Below are 21,030 nucleotides of genomic sequence, written 5' to 3'. Positions count from 1 at the left end.
GTGCACCTTGGAGGACGTATGCCCCGAATCACCGTCACCGTCGACGGAATCGTCTACGAGGAGGAGGTCGAGCCGCGCCTCCTCCTCGTCCATCTCCTGAGGGACCGGCTCGGCAAGACCGGGACGCCCGTCGGCTGCGACACCGGCAACTGCGGCGCCTGCACCGTGATGCTCGACGGCAGGAGCGCCAAGAGCTGCTCCGTCCTGGCCGTGCAGGCAGACGGGTCCGACGTCGTCACCATCGAGGGCCTGGCTCGGAACGGCAGGCTGCATCCCATGCAGGAGGCCTTCCACGCCGAGCACGCGCTGCAGTGCGGCTACTGCACCCCGGGCATGATCATGGCCGCCGTCGACCTGCTCAAGGACGATCCCGACCCGTCCGACGAGGCGATCCGCCGGGGACTCGAAGGCAACCTGTGCCGGTGCACGGGTTACTGCAACATCGTCAGGGCGGTACGGCGCGGCGCGCAGGAGATGTCGGGCGAGGGGGTGCGGACCTCATGACCGAGCAGATCGACGCCGGGATGGTCGCCCGGCGCATCGCCGAGAGCGACCGGCTCGGCTCCCCCGACCCGGGCCGTGAGATCGGCCGGGCCCGCAGGCGCAAGGAGGACGCCCGGCTGATCACCGGCCGCACGCTGTGGACCGACGACATCCAGCTGCCCGGCATGCTGTACGTGGCCTTCCTGCGCAGCCCGATGGCGCACGCGCGGATCACCCGGGTGGACACCTCGGCCGCGCGCAACCAGCCCGGCGTGGCCGCCGTCTACACCGGCCGGGACTTCGCGGCCGAGCAGGGCAGCCTGCCGTGCGCCTGGCCGGTCACCGAGGACATCGTCATCCCCGACCACCCGCCCATGGCGGTCGAGGAGGTCCGCTACGTCGGCGAGGCCGTGGCCTGCGTGGTCGCCACCGACCGCTACAAGGCCGCCGACGCCCTGGAGGCGATCGAGGTCGACTACGAGCCGCTGGAGCCCGTGCTCGACATGACCGAGGCGCTGGCCGAGGGCTCCCCGAAGGTCCACGAGGCCGGCAACCGGTCCTTCACCTGGAAGTTCTCCGGCGGTGACGTCGAGGCCGCCTTCCGCGACGCCCCCGTGGTGATCGAGCGCACCTACGTCCAGCAGCGGCTCATCCCCACCGCCATGGAGCCCCGCGCGGTGGTGGCCACCACCGACGGCACCGCCTTCACCCTGTACTCCTCCACGCAGATCCCGCACGTCCTGCGCGTCATGCTGGCGCTGACCACCGGCATCCCCGAGCACCTGCTTCGGGTGGTCGCCCCCGACGTGGGCGGCGGCTTCGGGTCCAAGCTCCAGGTCACCGCCGAGGAGGTGCTCTGCCTGCTGCTGACCCGCCGGCTCGGCAAGCCGGTGAAGTGGACCGAGTCCCGCTCCGAGGGCAACCTGACCGTGCACCACGGCCGCGACCAGCTCCAGCGGATCACCCTGGCCGCCGAGCGGGACGGGCGCATCCGGGGCATGCGGGCGGACCTGCTGGCCGACATGGGCGCCTACCTGATGCTGGTCACGCCGGGCATCCCGATCCTCGGCGCGTTCATGTACAACGGCATCTACAAGATGGACGCCTACGACTTCACCTGCACGGGCGTCTTCACCACCAAGATGCCCACCGACGCCTACCGCGGCGCGGGCCGCCCCGAGGCCACGTTCGCGATCGAGCGGGCCGTCGACGAACTCGCCCACGAGCTGGGCATGGACCCCGTCGAGGTGCGGCGGCGCAACTGGATCACCCACCAGGAGTTCCCCTACACCACGATCGCCGGTCTGACCTACGACTCCGGCAACTACGAGGCCGCCACGGACCGGGCGCTGGCCCTGTTCGGCTATGACAAGCTCCGCGCCGAGCAGGCCGACCGGCGCGACCGCCGGGACCCCGTCCAGCTCGGCATCGGCGTGTCCACCTACACCGAGATGTGCGGTCTGGCGCCCTCCCGCGTCCTGGGCAGCCTCAGCTACGGGGCGGGCGGCTGGGAGCACGCCACGGTCCGCCTGCTGCCCACCGGCAAGGTCGAGGTCGTCACCGGCACCTCGCCGCACGGCCAGGGCCACGAGACGGCCTGGAGCCAGATCGCGGCCGACGCCATGGGCGTGCCGTTCGAGGACGTCGCGGTGCTGCACGGCGACACCACGGTCGCCCCCAAGGGCATGGACACCTACGGCTCGCGCTCGCTGGTGATCGGCGGCGTCGCCGTACTGCAGGCCTGCGAGAAGGTGAAGGACAGGGCCAGGAAACTGGCCGCGCACATGCTGGAGGCCTCCCCCGACGACATCGAGTTCTCCGGCGGCACGTTCTCGGTGCGCGGCACCTCGGCGGGCAAGACGATCCAGGAGCTGGCCCTGGCCGCCTTCGCCGCGCACGACCTGCCGGAGGGCTTCGAGCCCCGGCTGGACGCCGATGTGACCTTCGACCCGCAGAACTTCTCCTTCCCGCACGGCACCCACCTGTGCGCGGTCGAGGTGGACACCGAGACCGGCATGACGAAGATCCGCTCGTACGTGGCGGTCGACGACGTGGGCAACGTGGTGAACCCGCTGATCGTCGAGGGCCAGGTGCACGGCGGCATCGCCCAGGGCATCGGGCAGGCCCTGTTCGAGGAGGCGGTCTACGACTCCGAGGGCAACCTGCTGACCACGACGATGACCGACTACCTGATCCCGTCGGCGGCCGACCTGCCCGAGTTCGTCACCGACCGGACCGAGACCCCCGCCACCAGCAACGCGCTCGGCGTCAAGGGCGTCGGCGAGGCGGGGACGATCGCCGCCACCCCGGCCGTGGTCAACGCCGTCGTCGACGCGCTGCGGCCGTACGGCGTGCGCGACGTGCGGATGCCCTGCAGCCCGGAGCGGATCTGGCGGGCGATCTCCGAAAGCGGCGGCGCCGCCGCCGGGTGGGCGGGACCGACCGAGGCCGAAGGAGGCGAGCGATGATCCCGGCGGCGTTCGACTACGTCAGGCCCGCGTCCCTGGAGGAGGCCTGCCACGTCCTGGCCACCACGGGCGAGGAGGCCAAGGTCCTGGCCGGGGGTCAGTCCCTGCTGCCGCTGCTGCGGCTGCGGCTGGCCTACCCGTCGGTGCTCGTCGACCTCGGGCGGCTGCCGGAGCTGCACGGCGTGCAGGACCGGGGCGACCACGTGTTCATCGGCGCGCTCACCACGCACGACGAGGTGATGCGCTCCCCGGTGATCCGCGAGCACGTCCCGCTGGTCGCGCTGGCCACCGCCACGGTCGCCGACCCGGCGGTACGGCACCGCGGCACCTTCGGCGGCTCGCTGGCCCACGCCGACCCGGCCGGGGACCTGCCCGCCGTCGCGCTGGCCCTGGGCTGCGTCTTCGTCACCCGGATGACCGGCGGCCAGCGGGAGATCCCCGCGTCCGACTTCTTCGTCGACTATCTGGAGTCCGCCCTGGATCCGGGCGAGGTGCTGGTCGGCGTCCAGGTGCCCAAGCTCGGCGCCGGGTGGGGCTTCCACTACGAGAAGTTCCACCGGACCGCGCAGGCCTGGGCGATCGTCGGCGTGGCGGCCGCCGTCAGGACCGAGGGGGGCGCCATCTCCGAGGCCCGGGTCGGCCTGACCAACATGGGCTCCACCCCGGTGCGGGCCTCGGCCGTGGAGGCGGCCCTGCGGGGGGCGCCCTCCCCCGCGCCGGACGGGAACGGCGCCTCCAACGGCGGCCACGACCCGGTCAGGGACGCCTGCGGCGAGGCGGCCGACGACACCTCGCCCCCGGCCGACCTGCACGCCACCTCCGACTACCGCCGTCACCTGGCCCGGGTGCTGACCTACCGCGCCGTCCGGGCCGCGAGCACCTGATCCGTGAGCGCCCGACCCACGGGCGCCTGATCCACGGGCGCCTGATCCACGAGCCCGCCGGCCGGTACCCGGCACCGGCCGGCGGGCTCTGGTCACCTCACCGTGCGTCGCCGTAATGTCGCAGGCATCACAGCGTCGCGGAAACGGCGTCCCGGGACGGCGTTCCGGGAACGGCCTCGCGGAAACGGCGTCGCGGGACGGCGGACTGTCCCACCGACCGACAAGGAGCGAATCGATGGCGATGCGGTTCGAGCACGAGTTCACGGTCCCGGTCTCGATCGAGCAGGCCTGGGCGGTCCTGCTCGACGTCGAGCGGGTCGCGCCCTGCCTGCCGGGGGCCACGCTCGACACCGTCGAAGGCGACTCCTTCACCGGGCGGATGAAGGTGAAGGTCGGCCCGATCACCGTCACCTACCGCGGCGACGCCTCCTTCCAGGACGTGGACAAGGACGCCCACTCCCTCACCATCAAGGCCGCGGGCAAGGAGGCGCGGGGCTCGGGGACGGCCGGCGCCACGGTCACCGCGCGCCTGCACCCCGAGGGCTCCGCCACCCGGGTCACCGTCGACACGACCTTCAACGTGACGGGGCGCCCCGCCCAGTTCGGCCGGGGCGTGATGGCCGAGGTCGGCGCCAAGCTGATCGACAGATTCGCCGCCAACCTCTCCGACCTGCTCGGGGAGGGCCCGGGAGCCGAGCCCGCGGCGGGGCCCGCGAACGTCACCCCCCTGACCCCGGTCGTGCCCGCCGGCCCCGCGCAGGAGCCCTCCGGTTCCCGGGAGGGGTCCCTGGTGCCCTCCACAGGGGACGGCGGGCCCCCGGAGCCCCCCGAGCCCTCGCGCCCGGTCTCCCTCACCGTGGTCCCCGCCCCCGGCGACGCCGAGGAGATCCGCGGCCAGGACCCCCATCCGGGCGGGACCGCCCGCACCTCCCGCACCCCCGAGGAGGAGGCCCTCGACCTCCTGGAGGTGGCCGGCATCCCCCTGCTCAAGCGCGTCGCCCCGCTGGTCGCCGCCGTCGCGGCCGTCACCCTGCTCGCCTGGCTGGTCCGCCGGGCCCTCCTGCGCCGCACCGGCGGGTCTTGATCGGCGGACCGGCAGGTGATGATCTGTCGTACATCGCCGGACGTTGGGAGGCGCACGATGGATCCGCCCCAGAACGACGCGACACCGGCTCCCGAACCCCGGGAGCCGGCCCAGGTTCTGATCACGATCAGACGGCTCGACAAAAGCGAGACGACGGGCCTCAACCAGTCCGAGGCCTGAAGGCACAGGCGATGTCCGGCGGGCGGGATGGCACATCCCGCCCGCCTTTCTCCGGGGAGGGACGGGCCGATGCTGCTGCCGCGGGTCAAGGACGGGCACCACCCCTTCAGGTTCGATGACGGCACGGTCCGCATCGGCGGTGAGATCTACGGGCTGGCCACCGAGATCGGCGATCCGCAGGGCGTCGCGTGGGCCGCCCTGACCCTGATGGACGGCACCCGCACGACGGAGGAGGTCGTGGCGGCGGTGCGGGCGTCGTTCCCGCGGCTGGCGGAGGCGGCGGCGCGCGAGGTCGTGACGCGGCTGATCGCCTCGGGCCACCTCGAGGACGCCTCCGCCCGGGTCCCCGCCGAGATCGGCGAGCGGGAGCGCATCCGGTACGGCAGGAGCCAGGCCTTCTTCCGCCGCGTCGACCTCACCCCGCGCGAGCACGGCTGGGAGGCCCAGCTCCGCCTGAAGGCCGCCCGGATCGTGGTCCTGGGACTGGGCGGGACCGGCAGCCACGCCGCCTGGGCGCTGGCCGCCTCGGGGGTGGGGCGGATCCACTGCGTGGACGCCGACCTGGTGGAGCTGTCGAACCTCAACCGGCAGGCCCTGTACACCGAGGGCGACATCGGCCGTCCGAAGGCCGCCACCGCCGTGGTGGCGCTGCGCCGGGTGAACTCCGACATCGAGATCACCGGCGAGCGGCGCCGGGTGGGGAGCGAGAGCGAGCTGTCGGCCCTGCTCGACGGGTGCGACGTGCTCGCGCTCTGCGCGGACGAGCCCCGCGGCCAGGGCATCAGGATCTGGGCCAACCGGGCCTGCGCCCGGGCCGGCGTGCCCTGGGCGGGCGGCGGCTACAACGGCCCGCTGGTCACCGTGGGCACGTTCGCGCGCGGACGGGGCGCCTGCTACGAGTGCCTCGCCGCGGGAGAGGCGCTCAGGCGCAGGCCCGGCCTCCCGGTGGAGCTCGGCGGTCCCGGCGCCACGGCCGTCTCGGCCGGGATCTCCGGCCAGCTCGTGGCCCACGCCGTCATCTCCCTGGTGACCGGGGTGCCGGGGCCCGCCGTCGGAGCCGTCGTGGGCGTGAACCTCATCGCGCCCGACCACCACGTGTGGATCCGGCACCCGCCCCGGCCCGGCTGCCCGGTCTGCGGGCCCGCGTCCCGGTCCGGAGGGTGCGGGCGGCTGCCCGTGCGCGGACCTCGCAGGGAGACTGGCGGACATCCGTCCGGAAACCGTAAATAACCCTCAAACGCTTGACAAGACGGACAAATCTGCATTTATCCAGGGCATGCAGAGCCCGTGATCAATGCACCCGACTGCAGCGTGATCGTCATCACCTACAACGACGCCGCGCGAGTCCCCCGGGCCGTGCGGTCGGTGCTGGACCAGTCGCTGCGCAACGTCGAAGTGATCGTCGTGGACGACGCGAGCACCGACGACACCGAACAGGTCGTGCTCGCCCTGCAACGGGAGGACCCCCGCGTCCGCTATCTGCGCAGAGCCGGCAACAGCGGCGGCTGCGGGGCGCCGCGCAACGACGGGGTGGCCGCCGCCCGCGCGCCGTACGCGATGTTCCTCGACAGCGACGACCGGCTCACCCGGCACGCCTGCAAGAGCCTGCTCGCGGAGATCGAGCGCACCGGCGCCGACTTCGTCACCGCGCAGATCTCCCGGTTCTCCGAGGCCACGCGCAAGAGCAGGCGGTACTACCCGGCCCTGTTCACCCGCCGCAGGACGGTCGAGGGGATCGCCGAGGAGCCGGAGATGTTCCTGGACTCCTTCGCCACCAACAAGCTCTACCGGACCGGGCTGCTGCGGCGGATCCCGTTCAGGGAGGACCTGCACTTCGAGGACCACCTGTTCACCGCCGAGCTGTACTGCCTCGCCCGCCGGTTCGCGGTGGTGCCGTGGACCGTCTACCTCTGGCACCGGGCCCGCGCCACCGACGAGTTCCGCACGTCGATCTCGCAGCGCTTCACGGAGATGGACAACCTCCGGCAGCGGGTCAGGGCGGCCCGCCTCAGCGACGGGGCCCTGCGGGAGCGCGGGCGCGGCGAGCTGGTGCCCGAGCGCCAGCACCGCTTCCTCCGCCAGGACCTGCGGGTCTACCTCAACCCGCTGCCCGCGCGTGACCGGGCCTGGGCCGAGGAGTTCGTCGCCGAGGTCGGGCCGTACCTGGCGGAGATCGACCCGGCGATGATCGACCGCCTGGAGCCGGTCGCGCGGGTCTGCTGCCACCTGATCCTCGACGGCCGCGTCGAGGAGCTGATCGCCGCCGCCCGGTCCCTCAACGGGCCCAGGGCCGCGCCGCGCCACGCCGTACGGCGGGAGGGCCGGACGTACTGGGGCGCCGAACCGGACCCGCGGATGGAGATCACCTCCCTGCGGATGGCGGAGCTGCCCTTCAGCGCGGCCCGGCTCCGCCACGAGGCCGAGGTCGCCTGCGAGGGGGCCCGGCTCACCCTGTCGATCCGGACCTACGACCCGTTCGGGGTCCTGCCGGCCGTGCCCGGCTGGAAGGCGTTCCTGCAGATCGGGCCCGACCGGATACCGCTGAAGCCGCGCGAGCAGCCCGGCGGCGGCCTCCTGAGCCGGGTGAGCCTCGACCTCGCCGGACTGCGCCGGGGCCGCCTGGGCTCCGGCGGCCACCGCGACCCGAAGATCGTGATCGTCCGTCCCGGCGGGCGGACCACCTCCGACCCGCTGCTGGTGGACCCGGCGTCCGCGCCGCTCACCGCCGCCGTCCCCCGGCACACGATCACGATCAGCGCCGACGGACCGGCCGCGGTCCTGCGCATGTCCTGGCGGCGGGAGGGCCTGCTCCGCAGGGTGCCCCGGCTGCTGCGGACCAGGACCCGGCTCGTCGGCAGGCTGAGCACCCCGGCCCTGAAGCTGCGCGTCTACGAGGGGCTCATCAGGGTCGTTCCGCGGCGCATGGACCTGGCCCTGTTCGAGTCCGACGTCGGCGCCGGCTACACCGGCAGCCCGCGGTACGTCTACGAGGAGCTCCGCAGGCGCGGGACGCCGATCCGCGCGGTCTGGTCGGTCGCCAGACAGCGGAGGAACTTCCCCTCCGACGCCACGCTCGTGCGCCGGATGAGCTGGCGCTACATCTGGACGATGGCCAGGGCGGGCTACTGGGTGGACAGCCACGGCCTGCCGCTGGACTATCCCAAACCGCCCGGGACCCGGTATCTGCAGACGTGGCACGGCCAGGGCATCAAGTCGATCGGCTTCAACTCGCCCGACCTGCGCGCCGACTTCCCGGGGCCGCGCGCGCAGTGGCGGGCGGCCGTCGCGCGCTGGGACGCGCTGGTCGCGCCGAGCGCCGAGTTCGAGCGGATCTTCGTCCCGTCGAACGAGTACGCGGGCCCGGTGCTCAGGTTCGGCTCGCCCCGGTGCGACGTGCTCGTCCACGGCGACCCGGCCGCGGTGGAGCGGGTACGGGACCGCCTGGAGATCCCGCCGGACCGCAAGGTGCTGCTCTACGCGCCGACCTACCGGGACCAGGCCAAGTTCTCGGGCCAGTCGGTCCGGGCCGACCTGGACCTGATGGCCGAGGCCCTGGCCGGTGAGTGGGTGGTCGTCCTGCGCCCGCACCCGGTCGAGCGCTACCGGGTGCCCGAGCGGCTGCGCCACTTCGTGCGCCCGGCCGGGTCGTATCCGGAGATCAACGACCTGATGCTCGCCTCGGACGCGCTGCTGACCGACTACTCCTCCGTGATGTGCGACTACGCCGTCACCGGCCGGCCGATGCTGTTCCTGATCGACGACTGGGACGAGTACCGGCACCTGGAGCGGGGCGTCTACCACGACCTGCCCGCCATCGCCCCGGGGCCGTGCCTGACCACCACCCGGGAGCTGGTCTACGCGCTGCTCGACCTGGAGGAGCTGTCGTCCTCCTTCGCCGACAAGTACGCCGCGTTCCGCGAGATGTGGTGCGCCGACGAGCGCGGGCACGCCAGCGCCATGGTGGTGGACGCGTTCTTCGGCCCCGCCGCCCTGCCGTCCGCCCCGCCGTACGGCCCGCCGCCGCCCGTACGGCGCCCGGCCCGGCCCGCGATGTTCGGATGGCCGCGATGAGCACGGTGCCGTTCGCCTGCGTGATCGGGTGGTCGCGATGAGCACGGTCCTGTTCGCCTGCATGGACGCCGACACCCTGGGCGGCATCCAGCGGGTCACCCACACCGTGGCGCAGGGGCTGGCCGGGCGGGGGCACGAGGTGCACGTGGTCGGGCTGCACCGGGCCGAGCGGCCCTTCCGCTACGTGGAGCGGCCGGGCTACGCCCACCATGTGATCCACCGCACGCCCATGGGCCGGGGGAAGTTCTCCCGGCTGGACCTGTGGCGCGAGCGTCGGCGGCTGGCGGCGCTCTTCGGCCGCCTGGAACCGGGATTCGCGGTGATGACCTCGCCGGGGGCGGTGACCCGGCTCAAGAGACTGCTGCCCGGGCACCTGCTGCCGATCGGCCAGTACCACGGCTCCTACCGGCACGCCCGGGGCTCCTGGCACCTGGGATCGGTCCGGCGGCACTACGGCGGCCTGGAGAAGGCGGTGTTCGTCAGCGACGACGACGCGTGGCTGTTCTCCGAGCACGCGCGGCTGCCCAACACCTGGTCGATCCCGAACCCGCTGCCCGTCTGGCCGGCGCGGGCCGCCGACCCCGCCGGCAGCCGGGTCATCGGGGTCGGCAGGCTGGAGGGCGTCAAGCGCTTCGACCGGCTGATCTCGGCCTTCGCCCTGGCCCGCCAGGACGTGGCCGAGGACTGGGAGCTGCACCTGATCGGCGACGGGGAGGAGCGGGAACGGCTGCGCGCCCACGCGCTGGCGTGCGGGGTGGGCGGGCAGATGGTGTTCCGGGGGGCGGTGCCCGCGGCGGAGATGAGCGCCGAGTACCTCGCCGGATCGGTCCTGGCCCTGTCCAGCGAGCACGAGGGGCTGCCGCTGGTGGTGGCCGAGGCCGCCGCCCACGGCGTGCCCGCCGTCGCGTTCGACGTCTCGGGCGGGGTCCGCTCACTGGTCGTGGACGGCAGGACCGGGCTGCTGGTGCCCCCGGCCGACGTGGAGGCGTTCGCGACGGCGCTGGGCGGGCTGATGGCCTCGGCCGCCGAACGGCGACGGCTCGGCGCCGCCGCCCGCGCGCACGCCGGGGACTTCCGGCTGGAACGGGTCCTGGACCGCTGGGAGGCCCTGTTCGAGCACGTCGTCCGCTGAGGTGTCCGGTGAGTACGTCCGCTGACCCGGCCCGGCCCGGTCCGGCCGTCGCGCCCGCCCGGGTGGGACCGGCGGGCGCCGCAGCCCGGGCACAGACTCGGCTGCCCTGCGACGCCGCCCGGGTGGGCGGCACCCGCCCTGCCACCGACCCGCCCCACGGGTGGGGGACACCCGGCCCACCACGCACCGCCGTACCGCCCTCGGCCCCAGGACTCCCCGTCCGGCCGATCGGGTCAGGCGACCGGGACGGGCGGCTCGTGACGGGGGCGGGGAACCCCGGCCAGCACGATCTGGCCGTCGGTGAGCCTGGCCGCCAGCGGGTTCGGCTCGCGCAGCCGTACCAGCCGGTCGAGCGTCACCCGCTTGACGCGGGCCAGCTTGCGCCGGGCCGCGGTGTGCTCGTAGGCGAGGACCTGGGAGGTCTCGGCCTTCGGGGCGTCGCTCAGCTCGTAGCCGTAGGCCTGCAGCCGCTCGCCGAGCACGGTCTCGCACAGCGAGACCTCCCGCCGGGTCAGCCGGTCCCTCCAGGAGCCGGCCCGCGAGGTGGTGATCTCGCCCCGGGTGCGGTCGTGCCAGGTCTTGCGGGCGGGTACGGCCAGGCGCGCCACCTTGCCCGGCTCGCACATCGCCGGGTCGAAGTCCTCATCGAGGAAGTCGCACAGCCCGCGCAGGGAGGTCTCGGGGTCGGCGGTCAGGTCCTCGTAACGCAGCTCGTGGTAGCTGCCCGCGGGCAGCTTGGCCGCGCCGTTTCGGGCGAAGTCGATCGCCTCGGCCCACACCGAGACGGCGCTGTGCACGCTCCCGTCGTACCAGGGCATCTCCTTCAGCGAGGCCACGCAGTCGCGGCCGTCCCTGATCAGGTGGACGAACTGGGCGTCGGGGAACAGCCGCAGCAGGACGTCGACGTTCTGGAAGTACGAGGGCCGCTTGTCGCCCCAGCGCTCCTTGCGGAACCTGGCCGCGTAGGCGCGCAGCACGATGCCCAGCGCCGAGCCGAGCGTCGGGGGTCCCTCGACGATCTCCTCGGTCACCTTGGCCGCGTCCAGCCTCAGCTCGTAGAAGCGGGACTGCCGGCGGCCGACGATCCACTCGGCCAGCTCGCGGCGGTGGGCCTGGTCGTCGAGGTCGCCGAACTGCAGCCGCCGCTGGTAGGCCGCCACCATGAACCGGGTCTCCGGCGGGATGGCCATGCGGGGGTGGGAGTGCGTCATGAGCTGCAGCAGCGTCGTCCCGGAGCGGGGGCAGCCCAGAATGAAGATCGGACGGTCGGATGCCATGATCAGACCTTCGCCAGCTCGCCCAGCTGCCGGGTGGTGAGCTGCGCGGCCACCGGCCCCGGCTCGCGGAACCGGTTGATGCGGTCCCGCAGGTCCTTGCGCCGGCGGGCGGCGCGCCGCTTGGCCGCGGCCTTGGACACCTCCGCGACGTGGGCCTTGTCCGCCTTGGGCGCGCCGCTCAGCTCGTAGCCGTTGGCGGTCAGCCGCTCGCCCAGCACCGTCTCGCAGAGGGAGACCTCCCACGGCTCCAGCCTCGACTTCCACGAGCCGGACCGGGAGGTGGTCACCTCGCCGTGGGTGTTCAGGTGCCAGGACCGGTTCTGCGGGATGGCCAGCCGGGCCACGTGGCACGGCTCGCTCATCACCGGGTCGTACTCCTCGCCGAGGAAGCCGCACAGCTTGGCCAGCTCGGTCTCCGGGTCGGCCGTCAGGTCCTCGTAGCGCAGCTCGTAGTAGCTGTCGGCGGGCAGGTTCTTGGCGTGGCGGCGGCCGAAGTCGATGGCCTCGGCCCAGTTGTTCACCGCGTGGAAGACGTCCTTGGTGTACCAGGGCATCTCCTTGAGCGAGGAGACCGCGTCCCGGCCGTCCCGGATCAGGTGGATGAACTGGGCGTCGGGGAACAGCCGCAGGAGCACGTCCACGTAGTGGTAGTAGCTCGGCCGCTTGTCGCCCCAGCGGGCCTTGCCGAACTGCTCGGCGTGGGACCGGAAGGCGATGCCGATGGCGGAGCCCAGCGTGGGCGGGCCGGCGACGACGTCCTCGACGAACCGGTCACCGTCGATCTTCAGTTCCTTGAACTTGGTGTCCTTGTCGGTGACGATCCACTGGCCGAGGCGCCGCCGGTTGACCTCCTCCCGCAGGTCGCCGAAGACGAACCGGCGGTAGTAGCCGGGTATCACGAACCGCGTCTCCGGCGGCACCCCGATGCGCGGGTGCGAGTGCAGCATGAGCTGCAGCATCGTGGTGCCGGAACGCGGGCAGCCGATGACGAAGATCGGACGGTCGGACTGCATCACAACGAACCCCCGTGGAGAGTCGGTCAGACAGGTATGCGCTGGGCGTCCTGCGCGATCGGCGCGGAGGGCGCCGTCCGGGCGAACAGCCACAGTCGGTAGATCAGGAAGACTTCGTTCAGCAGGAGCAGCGCGCCCGCCGCGGTCGAGACGGGCAGCAGCGCCCAGGACCCCAGCAGCGGGGCGACCACGAACACCGCGGCGTGGAACTCGATGCCGCTCATCAGGTGGCTGCGCACCCTGTACCGGGCCAGGAACCGGCCGAGCCTGCGGTGGGCTCCCATGATCATCAGCACGGCCCGGGGACGGGACGAGGAGGCCGCGATCAGCGAGTCGGCCTCGTTCAGCACCGAGGAGATGTCGGCCGGGCTGACGGAGATCTCGTCCGTCGCGACGGGGGCGGTCTCCACCGGGCCGGTGTGGTGCGCCGGCCGGCTCTCCCTGACCACCTCGCGCACCCGTTTCATCTGCGGCGCGTTCACGTAGCGGAACAGGTCGAGCACCGCGACGCCCGCGCCCAGCAGGATGTAGACGAGGTCCCCGGTGGCGGCGTACTGGCCGAACGCCAGGCCGCTCGCGCACAGGACGACCCGGACCCGGTCGCCCACGTAGTCGAGCCACAGACCGAAGGCCGTCCCCGTCCCCTTGAGGCGGGCGATCTTCCCGTCCATGCAGTCGACCATGAAGCTCAGGTAGAACAGCGCGGCCCCCGCCACGAGCTGTCCCGCCGCGAACCAGATCGCCGATCCCATGCCGAGCACGAGGGAGAACCGGGTGAGCCCGTTCGGCGTGACGGCCGTGTGGTTGGCGACGTGCAAGGTGAGCCTGCAGGCCACCGGGTCGACGAGGAAAACCGTCCACCAGGAGTCTCTGCGCTTACGTGTGGCGTGAACGTCGTCCAACGAGTAGGCCCTCATGCATGCCAGCATGGCGACGCACAGCCCACCATCAATGACGCTCTGTAACTACTGGAAGGTCTCCATGCCAGTTCTTGACCAACCAGGGCCGGTCGGGCGGTTTGCTTTGACGAAGCGGCACACCGGCCGGAGGACTTGCCGACCTTCCCGCGCGGGACGCCGACGGTCGCCCACGTCCTCTCCATGACTCCGCGCGGCCGTACGACGCGAAAGCCCGGAGCCTCGAAGGCTCCGGGCTTCCCGGTGTCATGTACGCGGATCGGGTGAAGACCGCCGGGCCAGGTGAAGAGCGCCCGGTCAGGTGAAGAGCGCGTCGACCACTCTCGCGGCGGCGCCCCCGTCGTCGAGCGCGCAGTACCGGGCGGTGAAGTCGGCGTACCGCGGCCCGTACTCCGCGGCGACCTCGCCGAGCCCGCGGAGCGCGGCGACGACCTCCTCCGTGCTCCGCAGCAGCGGGCCCGGCGCCTCCGTCTCCAGGTCGAGGTAGAAGCCCCGTTCCTCCCGCTGCTGTTCGAGGTCGTAGGCGTACAGCAGGATCGGCCGGCCCGTCACCGCGAAGTCGGCCATCGCCGAGGAGTAGTCGGTGACCAGCACGTCTGCGGCGAGGTACAGCTCCGCGGCGTCCGGGTAGGCCGACACGTCGACGGCGAACCCGTCACCCGTCCGCAACGCCATGTCGACCACGTCGGGGTGCCGGCGCACCAGCACGGTGTGGTCCGGGCCGAGCCGCTCACGCATGCGGTCCAGGTCCAGTCGGAGGTCGAACCGGCGCCGGCCCCTGCCGTCGACGGCTTCCCGCCGCGCGGCCGGGGCGTACAGCACCGTCTTCCTTCCGGGCAGCACGCCGATCCGCTCCCGGACCCGCGCGGCCCTCTCCCACCGGTCCGGACCGGCCAGCACGTCGTTGCGCGGGGAGCCGGTCTCCAGCAGCGCGCCTCCGAAGGCGAAGGCCTCCTTCAGGATCGGCGTGCACCAAGGGCTGGGCGAGATCAGGTAGTCCCACGTCGCGGTCTGCCTGATCAGCTCCTCGTGCGCCTCGGGCAGACCGCGGCGGGCCCCGCCGGTGTCGAACCCGACGCGCCGCAGCGGGGAGCCGCGCCGGGTCTGCAGGACCGCCTGCCCCTCCCGGTGCTCGAACCACATCGGCAGGTCGGTGTCGGTGACGACGTAGCGGCAGCGGGCGAGCGCCTCGTAGTGCTCCCTGCCCTGCAGGCGCACCGGCGCCACGTCGGAGGGCAGTTCGACCTGCCCGTCGCGGACGACCCACAGGAACTCCAGCTCGGCGCCCCTGCGCCGCAGCTCCTCGTAGACGGCCCTGGGGCTGCCGGAGAACTGCCTGCCGGAGAAGCTGTCGAACAGCACCGCCTGCCGCAGCGGCTCGCGCCGCCATCCCGCGTAGTGCGTCGTGCGCAGCTCCCGCTGGTTGGCCGCGCCGCGCTCCTCCTCCGTCAGGTCGCCGTCCACCGTGAGCAGCGCGTTCCCCGCCTCGTCGGCCTCCAGCACGAAGGTCCGCACGGGTGTGCGGTGCTGTACGGCCCCGCAGGCCTCCAGGGGGAGTTCGCGGTCGGGGGCCCGCAGGGCCAGCCGGTATCTGCCCGACGGCAGCGGGAGCGTCCCGGCCAGGGAGTGGACCGCGCCGGGGGCGATCTCCGCCTCGAAGCGGGCGCCGTCGCAGTGGACGGGGAACAGCCGCTCGTCGTGACGGTCGGCGCAGGAGGCGACGAGATGGACCGGCGCCCCTCCGGTGCCGGTGAACCCGCCGGCCAGCAGCAACCGGCCGTCGGCCGACCACTCGGCGCGCTCCACGACGGCCGCCGGGGGCTGCACGCGCAACGTCAGCTCGCCCGCGGGCGAGGGCCCCGCGATGATCTCGCGGCCGCCCTCCGCGTGGCGGGACGGCACGAGATCGTCGGCGATCGGCATCACCCTCCCGCCGTCGACCAAGCGGATCCGCCACTCCGTCCTCGTGTCCAGGGCCGCGGCCTCGGGACCGCCGGGGGTCAGGCGGGGGACACGCCGGGGCAGCACGTCCGCCAGGTCGATCTCGGCGTGGAAGGCCCCGTCCCCGCCGTGGACGGGGTAGGACAGGGTCGAGCCCCCGGGCCCGGGGACCAGTTCGAGGGCGGGCGCGGTCAGGCCGGTCAGGGCCGTGCCGGTCAGCCGGATCCGGCCCGCCTCCACCGACCGGCCGGTCAGCCGCAGCCGCTCCGGCTCGACCCTGAGGGCGAAGTCCCCGTCGTCCTGCTCGGCGACCACCCGCACGCCCGGCCACGCCTCGTGGGCGCCGCAGGCGTTCCCGCGCAGCCGCTCGCGCCGCACCATGCCGCGGTGCAGCACCATCAGCTCGACGTGCCAGGTCGAGGCCCGCCCGCCGTCGAGCTTCGCGGGGTCGACGACGAGGCGGAAGCCGCCCCAGTCGCGCCGCTTGCGGCTGTGCCGCGGGGAGCCGATCGACCCCGCCTGGATCGCGGTGACCGGGACGCGGACCTGCCGTCCGGTGCCGGACTGCACCAGCGTGGCGAACACCTGCTGGTGCACGCGCTGGGTCGGGCGCAGGTAGCGCAGGGTGACCCGCCCCTCGACCACCAGGCGGCCGTCCTCCCAGCGCACCTCGTCCAGGCGCTGGAGCAGGGTCAGGTCACCGCGCAGGCGCGTCGCCGCCGCGGGCAGGTCCGGTACCGGGGCGTCGAGGTGGTAGCGGGCGCCCCGGCGCACGGCCTGCGCCTCCGCCGTCCGCTCCCAGGCGACGGCCTCGGCCGCGTCGTCCAGCCGGCCCTGCCGTACCAGGTGCCAGGCCACGCGGCGGGCGGCGGAGACGGCGGCCGGCACGCCGGGACCGGCCTCGTCGAGATAGGCCGCGGTCAGCTCGGCGAAGCGCCGCCGGAAGGCCTCGTCACCCCGCCGCAGGGCCGTCAGGAAGACGCTCAGGTCGTGGTCGAGGGCGGTGCGGTCCCAGACGGGGACGTGTTCGGCGAAGCCCTCCTCCGTCAGGAAGGCGCGCACCGTGCGCACGGCGGTGAACCGGTCCTCGACGCCCTTGACCTGCGCGCGGTCCTGGGTGATCGACAGCTGCTCGCCCTCCCGCTCCCGCCACAGGTAGACGGGGACGGGAAGCACGTCCACGGCCTCGGCGAGGAAGTGCGCCCGGAGCGCGACCACGATGTCCTCGTACAGCACGCCCTCGGGGAACCCGAACCCGTGCCCGTCCCAGAACGAGCGCCGCCACAGCTTGTTGGTGACCAGGCGGTCGCGCATCAGCAGGTCGTCGTCGGCGATGCGGGTGCGCCGCCTGGCGCGGGCGAAGACCTCGCGGTGCATCGGCGACTGCCGTACGCCCCGCCCGCTGAAGCGGTGCACGTTCCCCGCCACGAAGTCGGACCCGGTCTCCATGAGGGTGGTGACCATGGTCTCCAGCGCGTGCAGGGGCAGCATGTCGTCGCCGTCGAGGAAGGCGAGGAACTCCCCCCGGGCCCGGCGCAGCCCCGTGTTGCGCGCCGCGCCCAGACCGCCGTTGGGCCGGCGCACCAGTACGAAGCGGGGGTCGCGCGCCGCGTGGCGCTCGGCGATCGCGGCACCGGCGTCGGGTGAGCCGTCGTCGACCATGACGACCTCGATGTCCTGCCAGGTCTGGCAGGCCAGGGACTCCAGGCACGCGTCCAGGTAGCGCTCGACGTTGTAGATCGGCACGATGACGCTGATCAGCGGCATGGCTCATCCTCCGGATCGGCGGTCGCGGGTTCCGGCCGCACCGGTCCTGCGGCCCCCGGCCGCCCTGACCAGCCGCAGCCCCTTGCCGACCGCCCGGCGCAGGCTCCGTGCCGCCACCGGGTCGAGTCCCCTCATCTGCATGGCCAGCGCCTTCTCCTTCCAGCGCAGCGCCCGGACCTCCCACCTCTCGGCCCGCCTGCGCCAGCGCTCCGCCTGGGCCTCCAGCCCGTCCTCGGCGGTGGAGTCGGGGTCGCCCGCGGGCATGATCCCCCACCGGCGCCCGTCCTCCCAGACCGTGCCGGAGACCTGGTGGACCACCTCCTCCAGGTCCTCACCCGGCCGCACGAGCAGCCGGGCGCGCGACAGGGCGGCGGTGCGCTCCAGCCGGGCCGCCACCGGCTCCTGCCGCTCGTCCACGACCAGGGACACCAGGCCGAGCGCCCGCTCCTCGGCGAAGCCCACCAGCCGGCCCAGCGTCTCCGGCTCCAGGACCCACCCGGCCGGGCAGGTGAACCGGAACGGCGACGGGAAGGCCGTCGCGCCGGCCTCCTCCGCGAAGCGGACGCGGTCCTCCCCCCGGAAGGTCTCCCGGACCAGGCGCAGGTCGAGCAGCGGGTCGTCCAGCGGGGAGCGGCGCTCGTCGGTGAGCAGGCCCCAGGGGCCGACCAGGGTGACGCGGACGTCGGACATCCAGCTGCCCAGCAGGCCGTTGACGGTGGCCCGCACATCCTCCAGCGAGCACCCTCCGGCGGTCACCACCGCCTCCACCTTGGGTACGGCGTAGCGCCGGTTGGGGCCCTTGGGCGAGCGGTACTGGCGGTAGGGGATGCGTTCGGCCATGTACGGCTGGGTGTAACGCTGCACCTCGTTCTGCCGGCGCATCACCGTCGAGCTGCCCAGATGGCGGCAGTGCGACTCCCTGTCGGCGACGAAGACCGCGCCGGCCTGCGCGAGGCGGTAGCCGATCTCGGTGTCCGATCCGCGCGCCAGCGAGGTGTCCATGCCCCCGGCGCTCAGATAGAGCTCCTTCGTCATGGACGCCGTGGCGCCGACGTTGAGGCGGAAGACGTCCAGCCCGGCCCAGCGCAGGTCGGCGGTCTCATCCCACTTCGCCTCGGTCCACTGGGGCGTCCCCTCGTCGTCGAAGAGCTTGCCCACGGTGCCCGCGACGACGGCGGCGTGCACCTCCGAGGCGGTCAGGGACGCGGGGTCGTAGTCGTTGAACCGCAGGTGCCCCAGGACCACCAGGTAGCCCGCCAGGTGGTGCCAGCGCATCTGCGCCTCGACGTGCTCGGCCTGCAGGACGAGGTCGGCGTCGATCCGGTGCACCACCTCCCCCTCCGCGGCCAGCACGCCGGTGTGGAAGGCGTTGGCGATGCCCCAGCCGCCGGGTTCCGGCCGGACGACCCGCGTGTTCTCCGGCGCCGACTCGGGAAGGCTCAGCGGCTCGCCCTCCCCGTCGTCGACGACGACGACCTCCGTCAGGTGGGCGGGATAGCTCTGCCCGGCCAGGCTCGCGAGCGTGAGCGGGAGCGTCTCGTCGGACCGGTAGGCCGGGATCACGATGCTCACGCTGCGGCGGGGAGTCCAGGCGCCCAGCGCCGGAGGGGACAGGGCGCCGAAGTCGTTCATCCGGATCCGGGGTTCGGGCGCCGCGTCCGGGTTCGCAGTACGCATGTGCATCACCAGTGTCCTTTTCTCGCCATGGCGGTCTCGTCCGCGGCGCGGGACTCTCCGTCGGGAGAGGATCCGGGCAGTTCCATCAGCGGGTTGGCGTAGAACCCCCGCCACTGCCGGCGGTATCTCGACAGGAACGTGTTGACCGGTTCCTTCCACGTGTGCCCGGCCACGCGGCGCCTGCCGACGATGTAGTTGAAGCCGTGCGCGCGGTAGATCCTGCCGCCGGCGGCCGCGACCGACTCCAGCAGCTGGCCGTCCACCGTGCGGGGGATCGGGCGGAATCCTCCGGCGCCGTCGAAGGCCTCCCGCGAGATCAGGATGGAGCTGCCGGCCACGTGCCCGGCGTACAGCTCCGACTCGCAGTGGCGGCGCACGGTGATCCCGAGGGATTCGAGATAGAAGAACTCGGCCGCGACCCCCACCAGGTCGGCGCCCGAGTACCGCCGGGCCAGCAGCAGGTCGGACAGGTGGTCCGGGCCGTACCAGTCGTCGTCGTCCATCTTGGCCAGCAGGGCTCCGGAGGCGCGGCGGGCGGCCCGGTCGAGAACCTCGCCGAACACGCGCCGCCCGTCCTCCTCGATCACGGTGAGGGCTCCCCCGTAGGCGTCCGTCGCCTCGCGCACCTCGGGCAGGCTCGCCGGGACCCCGTGCAGGGAGAGGACCACCTCCGTCTCCACCCCGCGCTGCCGGGCCACCTGCTCCAGCGCGAACCCCACCAGCTCGGGCCGCCGGGTGCACAGCAGCACCGAGACGGCCGGCGGGCCCGGCGGGCACAGGCCCCGCGACGCGGCGATCCCGCGCCACCTGGCCGCCACACCGTGCGTGCCGAGCGCCGCGCGCCGCAACCTGATGCTGAACAGCTCGCGCTCCATGGGGTCGCACAGCTCCCCCGGGTCGAACCCCTCCAGCAGCGCCGCCAGCTCCGCACCGAGCGCGTCCGCCCACCGGCCGCCCAGTCCGTCCGGGCCGGTCAGCACGGGCACCCCCGCCGCGGCCAGGCCGCAGACGGCGTGCGCGAGCCCGGTCCGCGCGGGCCGGTCTCCGCCGAGGTCCGCCACCACGCCCGGGAGCCCGCGCAGGCGGGCGACGTCCGCGTCGGTGAGGGCGCCGGAGGCGGGGAAGCGCGTGATGACCCGGTCCCGCCGGACGATCTCGTAGGCGCCGTCCGCCTCCCGCAGCTCGCCGGGCGGCCCGTCGGTGTCGGCGAGGAAACCGACGGGGCACACCGAGGTCTCGTCGACGGGGGGCAGGTCGTCGGCGCGGAGCGCCGGAGGGAGCCCCTGCCCATCCTGAGGCCCGTCCTGAGGCCGCCCGTCCTGAGGCCCGCCCTGGGACCGCCCGCCCTGGGACCGCCCCTCCTGGGGCGGGACGCCGCCGAGGCCGCCGGAACCGCTCCCTGCCAGGAGTCCGAGACCGCCCCCGGCCGGGAGTCCGGAACCGCCTCCGGCCGGGAGCGTGCCGCCGGGCACCGGCCGGTCCACCGGGTCCACGCCGCCGTCCTGCCAGAGCGGCGAGGCGGCGTCCACGGTCCTCAGCAGCAGGTCGCATCCCGTCGCCTCCCGCCGGTCGGGCACGGGGCCCTCCTCCGGGGCGAGCACGACGTTGGGGTCCCCCGGCCGCCAGTGGCAGGAGCCGGCTCCGGCCAGGGACACCACCGGCGTCTCACCCCGCACGGGACCGCTCAGAGCGCGGGACAGAGCCTTCAGCAGCTCCCCCGCCGGCGTCCGCACGGCGAAGTCCGCGTCGATCCGCCACGAGCCGTCCGGCCGGCGGCGGGTCCGCAGGTCGAGCAGTCCCTCCCAGTGCCGGCCGCCGCCGAGGACCGGCACCGGCGCCGGCCGCCAGCCGGGCGATTCGGCGATGGCCACCGTGACCGCGCGCACGTCGGGCAGCACGCCGGCCAGGGGGACGGCCCGCCGCAGGTCGCCGGGCGTCCTGGCGAGCAGGAGCAGCCGGGTGATCCCCTTGCCCGGCAGCGGGCGGTCCGGCGAGAGGCCGTCCAGGTCCGTCCAGGTCGCGTCGGCCCCGTCGCACAGCCGTACCGGCGGATCGGGATGTCCCCCGAACCCGATATGGCACCCCAGGGTGTCGGGCGCGGCCTTCAGGAAGTTCCTCACGTGTATCCCCCCACGA

14 protein-coding genes are annotated in these 21,030 nt (G+C 73.6%); 8 read left to right on the top strand and 6 right to left on the bottom strand.

Annotated features, from left to right (window positions below):
- Positions 1–18 precede the first annotated feature (18 nt).
- The 8 genes from Pta02_RS26055 to Pta02_RS26025 all read left to right on the top strand — a co-directional run bounded on the left by Pta02_RS26055 (position 19) and on the right by Pta02_RS26025 (position 10,302).
- Complete coding sequence (locus Pta02_RS26055) at positions 19–504, top strand: (2Fe-2S)-binding protein (RefSeq protein WP_203877551.1); 486 nt, start codon at positions 19–21, stop codon at positions 502–504.
- Positions 501–2,951 carry a xanthine dehydrogenase family protein molybdopterin-binding subunit gene (locus Pta02_RS26050; RefSeq protein ID WP_203877550.1) on the top strand — a complete coding sequence of 817 codons (2,451 nt, stop codon included), beginning with the start codon at positions 501–503 and terminating at the stop codon, positions 2,949–2,951. The genes Pta02_RS26055 and Pta02_RS26050 overlap by 4 nt, the downstream gene beginning before the upstream one ends.
- On the top strand, positions 2,948–3,835 hold the full coding sequence (locus tag Pta02_RS26045) for an FAD binding domain-containing protein (protein WP_203877549.1): 888 nt from the start codon (positions 2,948–2,950) through the stop codon (positions 3,833–3,835). The genes Pta02_RS26050 and Pta02_RS26045 overlap by 4 nt, the downstream gene beginning before the upstream one ends.
- A gap of 235 nt (positions 3,836–4,070) precedes the next feature.
- Entirely contained in the window at positions 4,071–4,919 is an 849-nt protein-coding gene (locus Pta02_RS26040; RefSeq protein ID WP_203877548.1) for an SRPBCC family protein, read from the top strand.
- Positions 4,920–4,976: 57 nt separating this feature from the next.
- The gene (locus tag Pta02_RS42015) at positions 4,977–5,099 is read left to right on the top strand and encodes a hypothetical protein (protein ID WP_275423612.1); all 123 of its coding nucleotides are present in this window, start codon (positions 4,977–4,979) and stop codon (positions 5,097–5,099) included.
- A 69-nt stretch (positions 5,100–5,168) separates the two neighbouring features.
- On the top strand, positions 5,169–6,329 hold the full coding sequence (locus Pta02_RS26035) for a HesA/MoeB/ThiF family protein (RefSeq protein WP_203877547.1): 1,161 nt from the start codon (positions 5,169–5,171) through the stop codon (positions 6,327–6,329).
- 57 nt (positions 6,330–6,386) lie between these two features.
- On the top strand, positions 6,387–9,170 hold the full coding sequence (locus tag Pta02_RS26030; RefSeq protein WP_203877546.1) for a bifunctional glycosyltransferase/CDP-glycerol:glycerophosphate glycerophosphotransferase: 2,784 nt from the start codon (positions 6,387–6,389) through the stop codon (positions 9,168–9,170).
- Positions 9,171–9,207: 37 nt separating this feature from the next.
- A complete protein-coding gene (locus Pta02_RS26025; protein WP_203877545.1) occupies positions 9,208–10,302 on the top strand; it encodes a glycosyltransferase in 1,095 nt (364 codons plus the stop codon).
- A gap of 233 nt (positions 10,303–10,535) precedes the next feature.
- Here Pta02_RS26025 and Pta02_RS26020 read toward each other — a convergent pair whose 3' ends face one another.
- The 6 genes from Pta02_RS26020 to Pta02_RS25995 form a co-directional block, all read right to left on the bottom strand.
- Positions 10,536–11,579, bottom strand: a complete 1,044-nt coding sequence (locus Pta02_RS26020) for a sulfotransferase family protein (protein ID WP_203877544.1) — start codon at positions 11,577–11,579, stop codon at positions 10,536–10,538.
- Positions 11,580–11,581: 2 nt separating this feature from the next.
- Entirely contained in the window at positions 11,582–12,592 is a 1,011-nt protein-coding gene (locus Pta02_RS26015) for a sulfotransferase family protein (protein WP_203877543.1), read from the bottom strand.
- A 26-nt stretch (positions 12,593–12,618) separates the two neighbouring features.
- Entirely contained in the window at positions 12,619–13,509 is an 891-nt protein-coding gene (locus Pta02_RS26010; protein ID WP_239131227.1) for a CDP-alcohol phosphatidyltransferase family protein, read from the bottom strand.
- A 297-nt stretch (positions 13,510–13,806) separates the two neighbouring features.
- Entirely contained in the window at positions 13,807–17,217 is a 3,411-nt protein-coding gene (locus tag Pta02_RS26005; protein ID WP_203877541.1) for a bifunctional glycosyltransferase/CDP-glycerol:glycerophosphate glycerophosphotransferase, read from the bottom strand.
- Positions 17,218–17,220: 3 nt separating this feature from the next.
- Positions 17,221–18,900 (bottom strand): glycosyltransferase, encoded by a 1,680-nt coding sequence (locus Pta02_RS26000; RefSeq protein WP_203877540.1) that lies wholly within the window; start codon positions 18,898–18,900, stop codon positions 17,221–17,223.
- Positions 18,900–21,014 carry a glycosyltransferase family 2 protein gene (locus tag Pta02_RS25995; protein WP_203877539.1) on the bottom strand — a complete coding sequence of 705 codons (2,115 nt, stop codon included), beginning with the start codon at positions 21,012–21,014 and terminating at the stop codon, positions 18,900–18,902. Before Pta02_RS25995 ends, Pta02_RS26000 begins: the two co-directional genes overlap by 1 nt.
- Positions 21,015–21,030 lie beyond the last annotated feature (16 nt).

It is taken from the genome of Paraplanobispora takensis, from assembly GCF_016863195.1.
Taxonomy (GTDB): Bacteria; Actinomycetota; Actinomycetes; order Streptosporangiales; family Streptosporangiaceae; genus Planobispora; species Planobispora takensis.
This window is presented reverse-complemented; position numbering and strand designations above follow the sequence as displayed.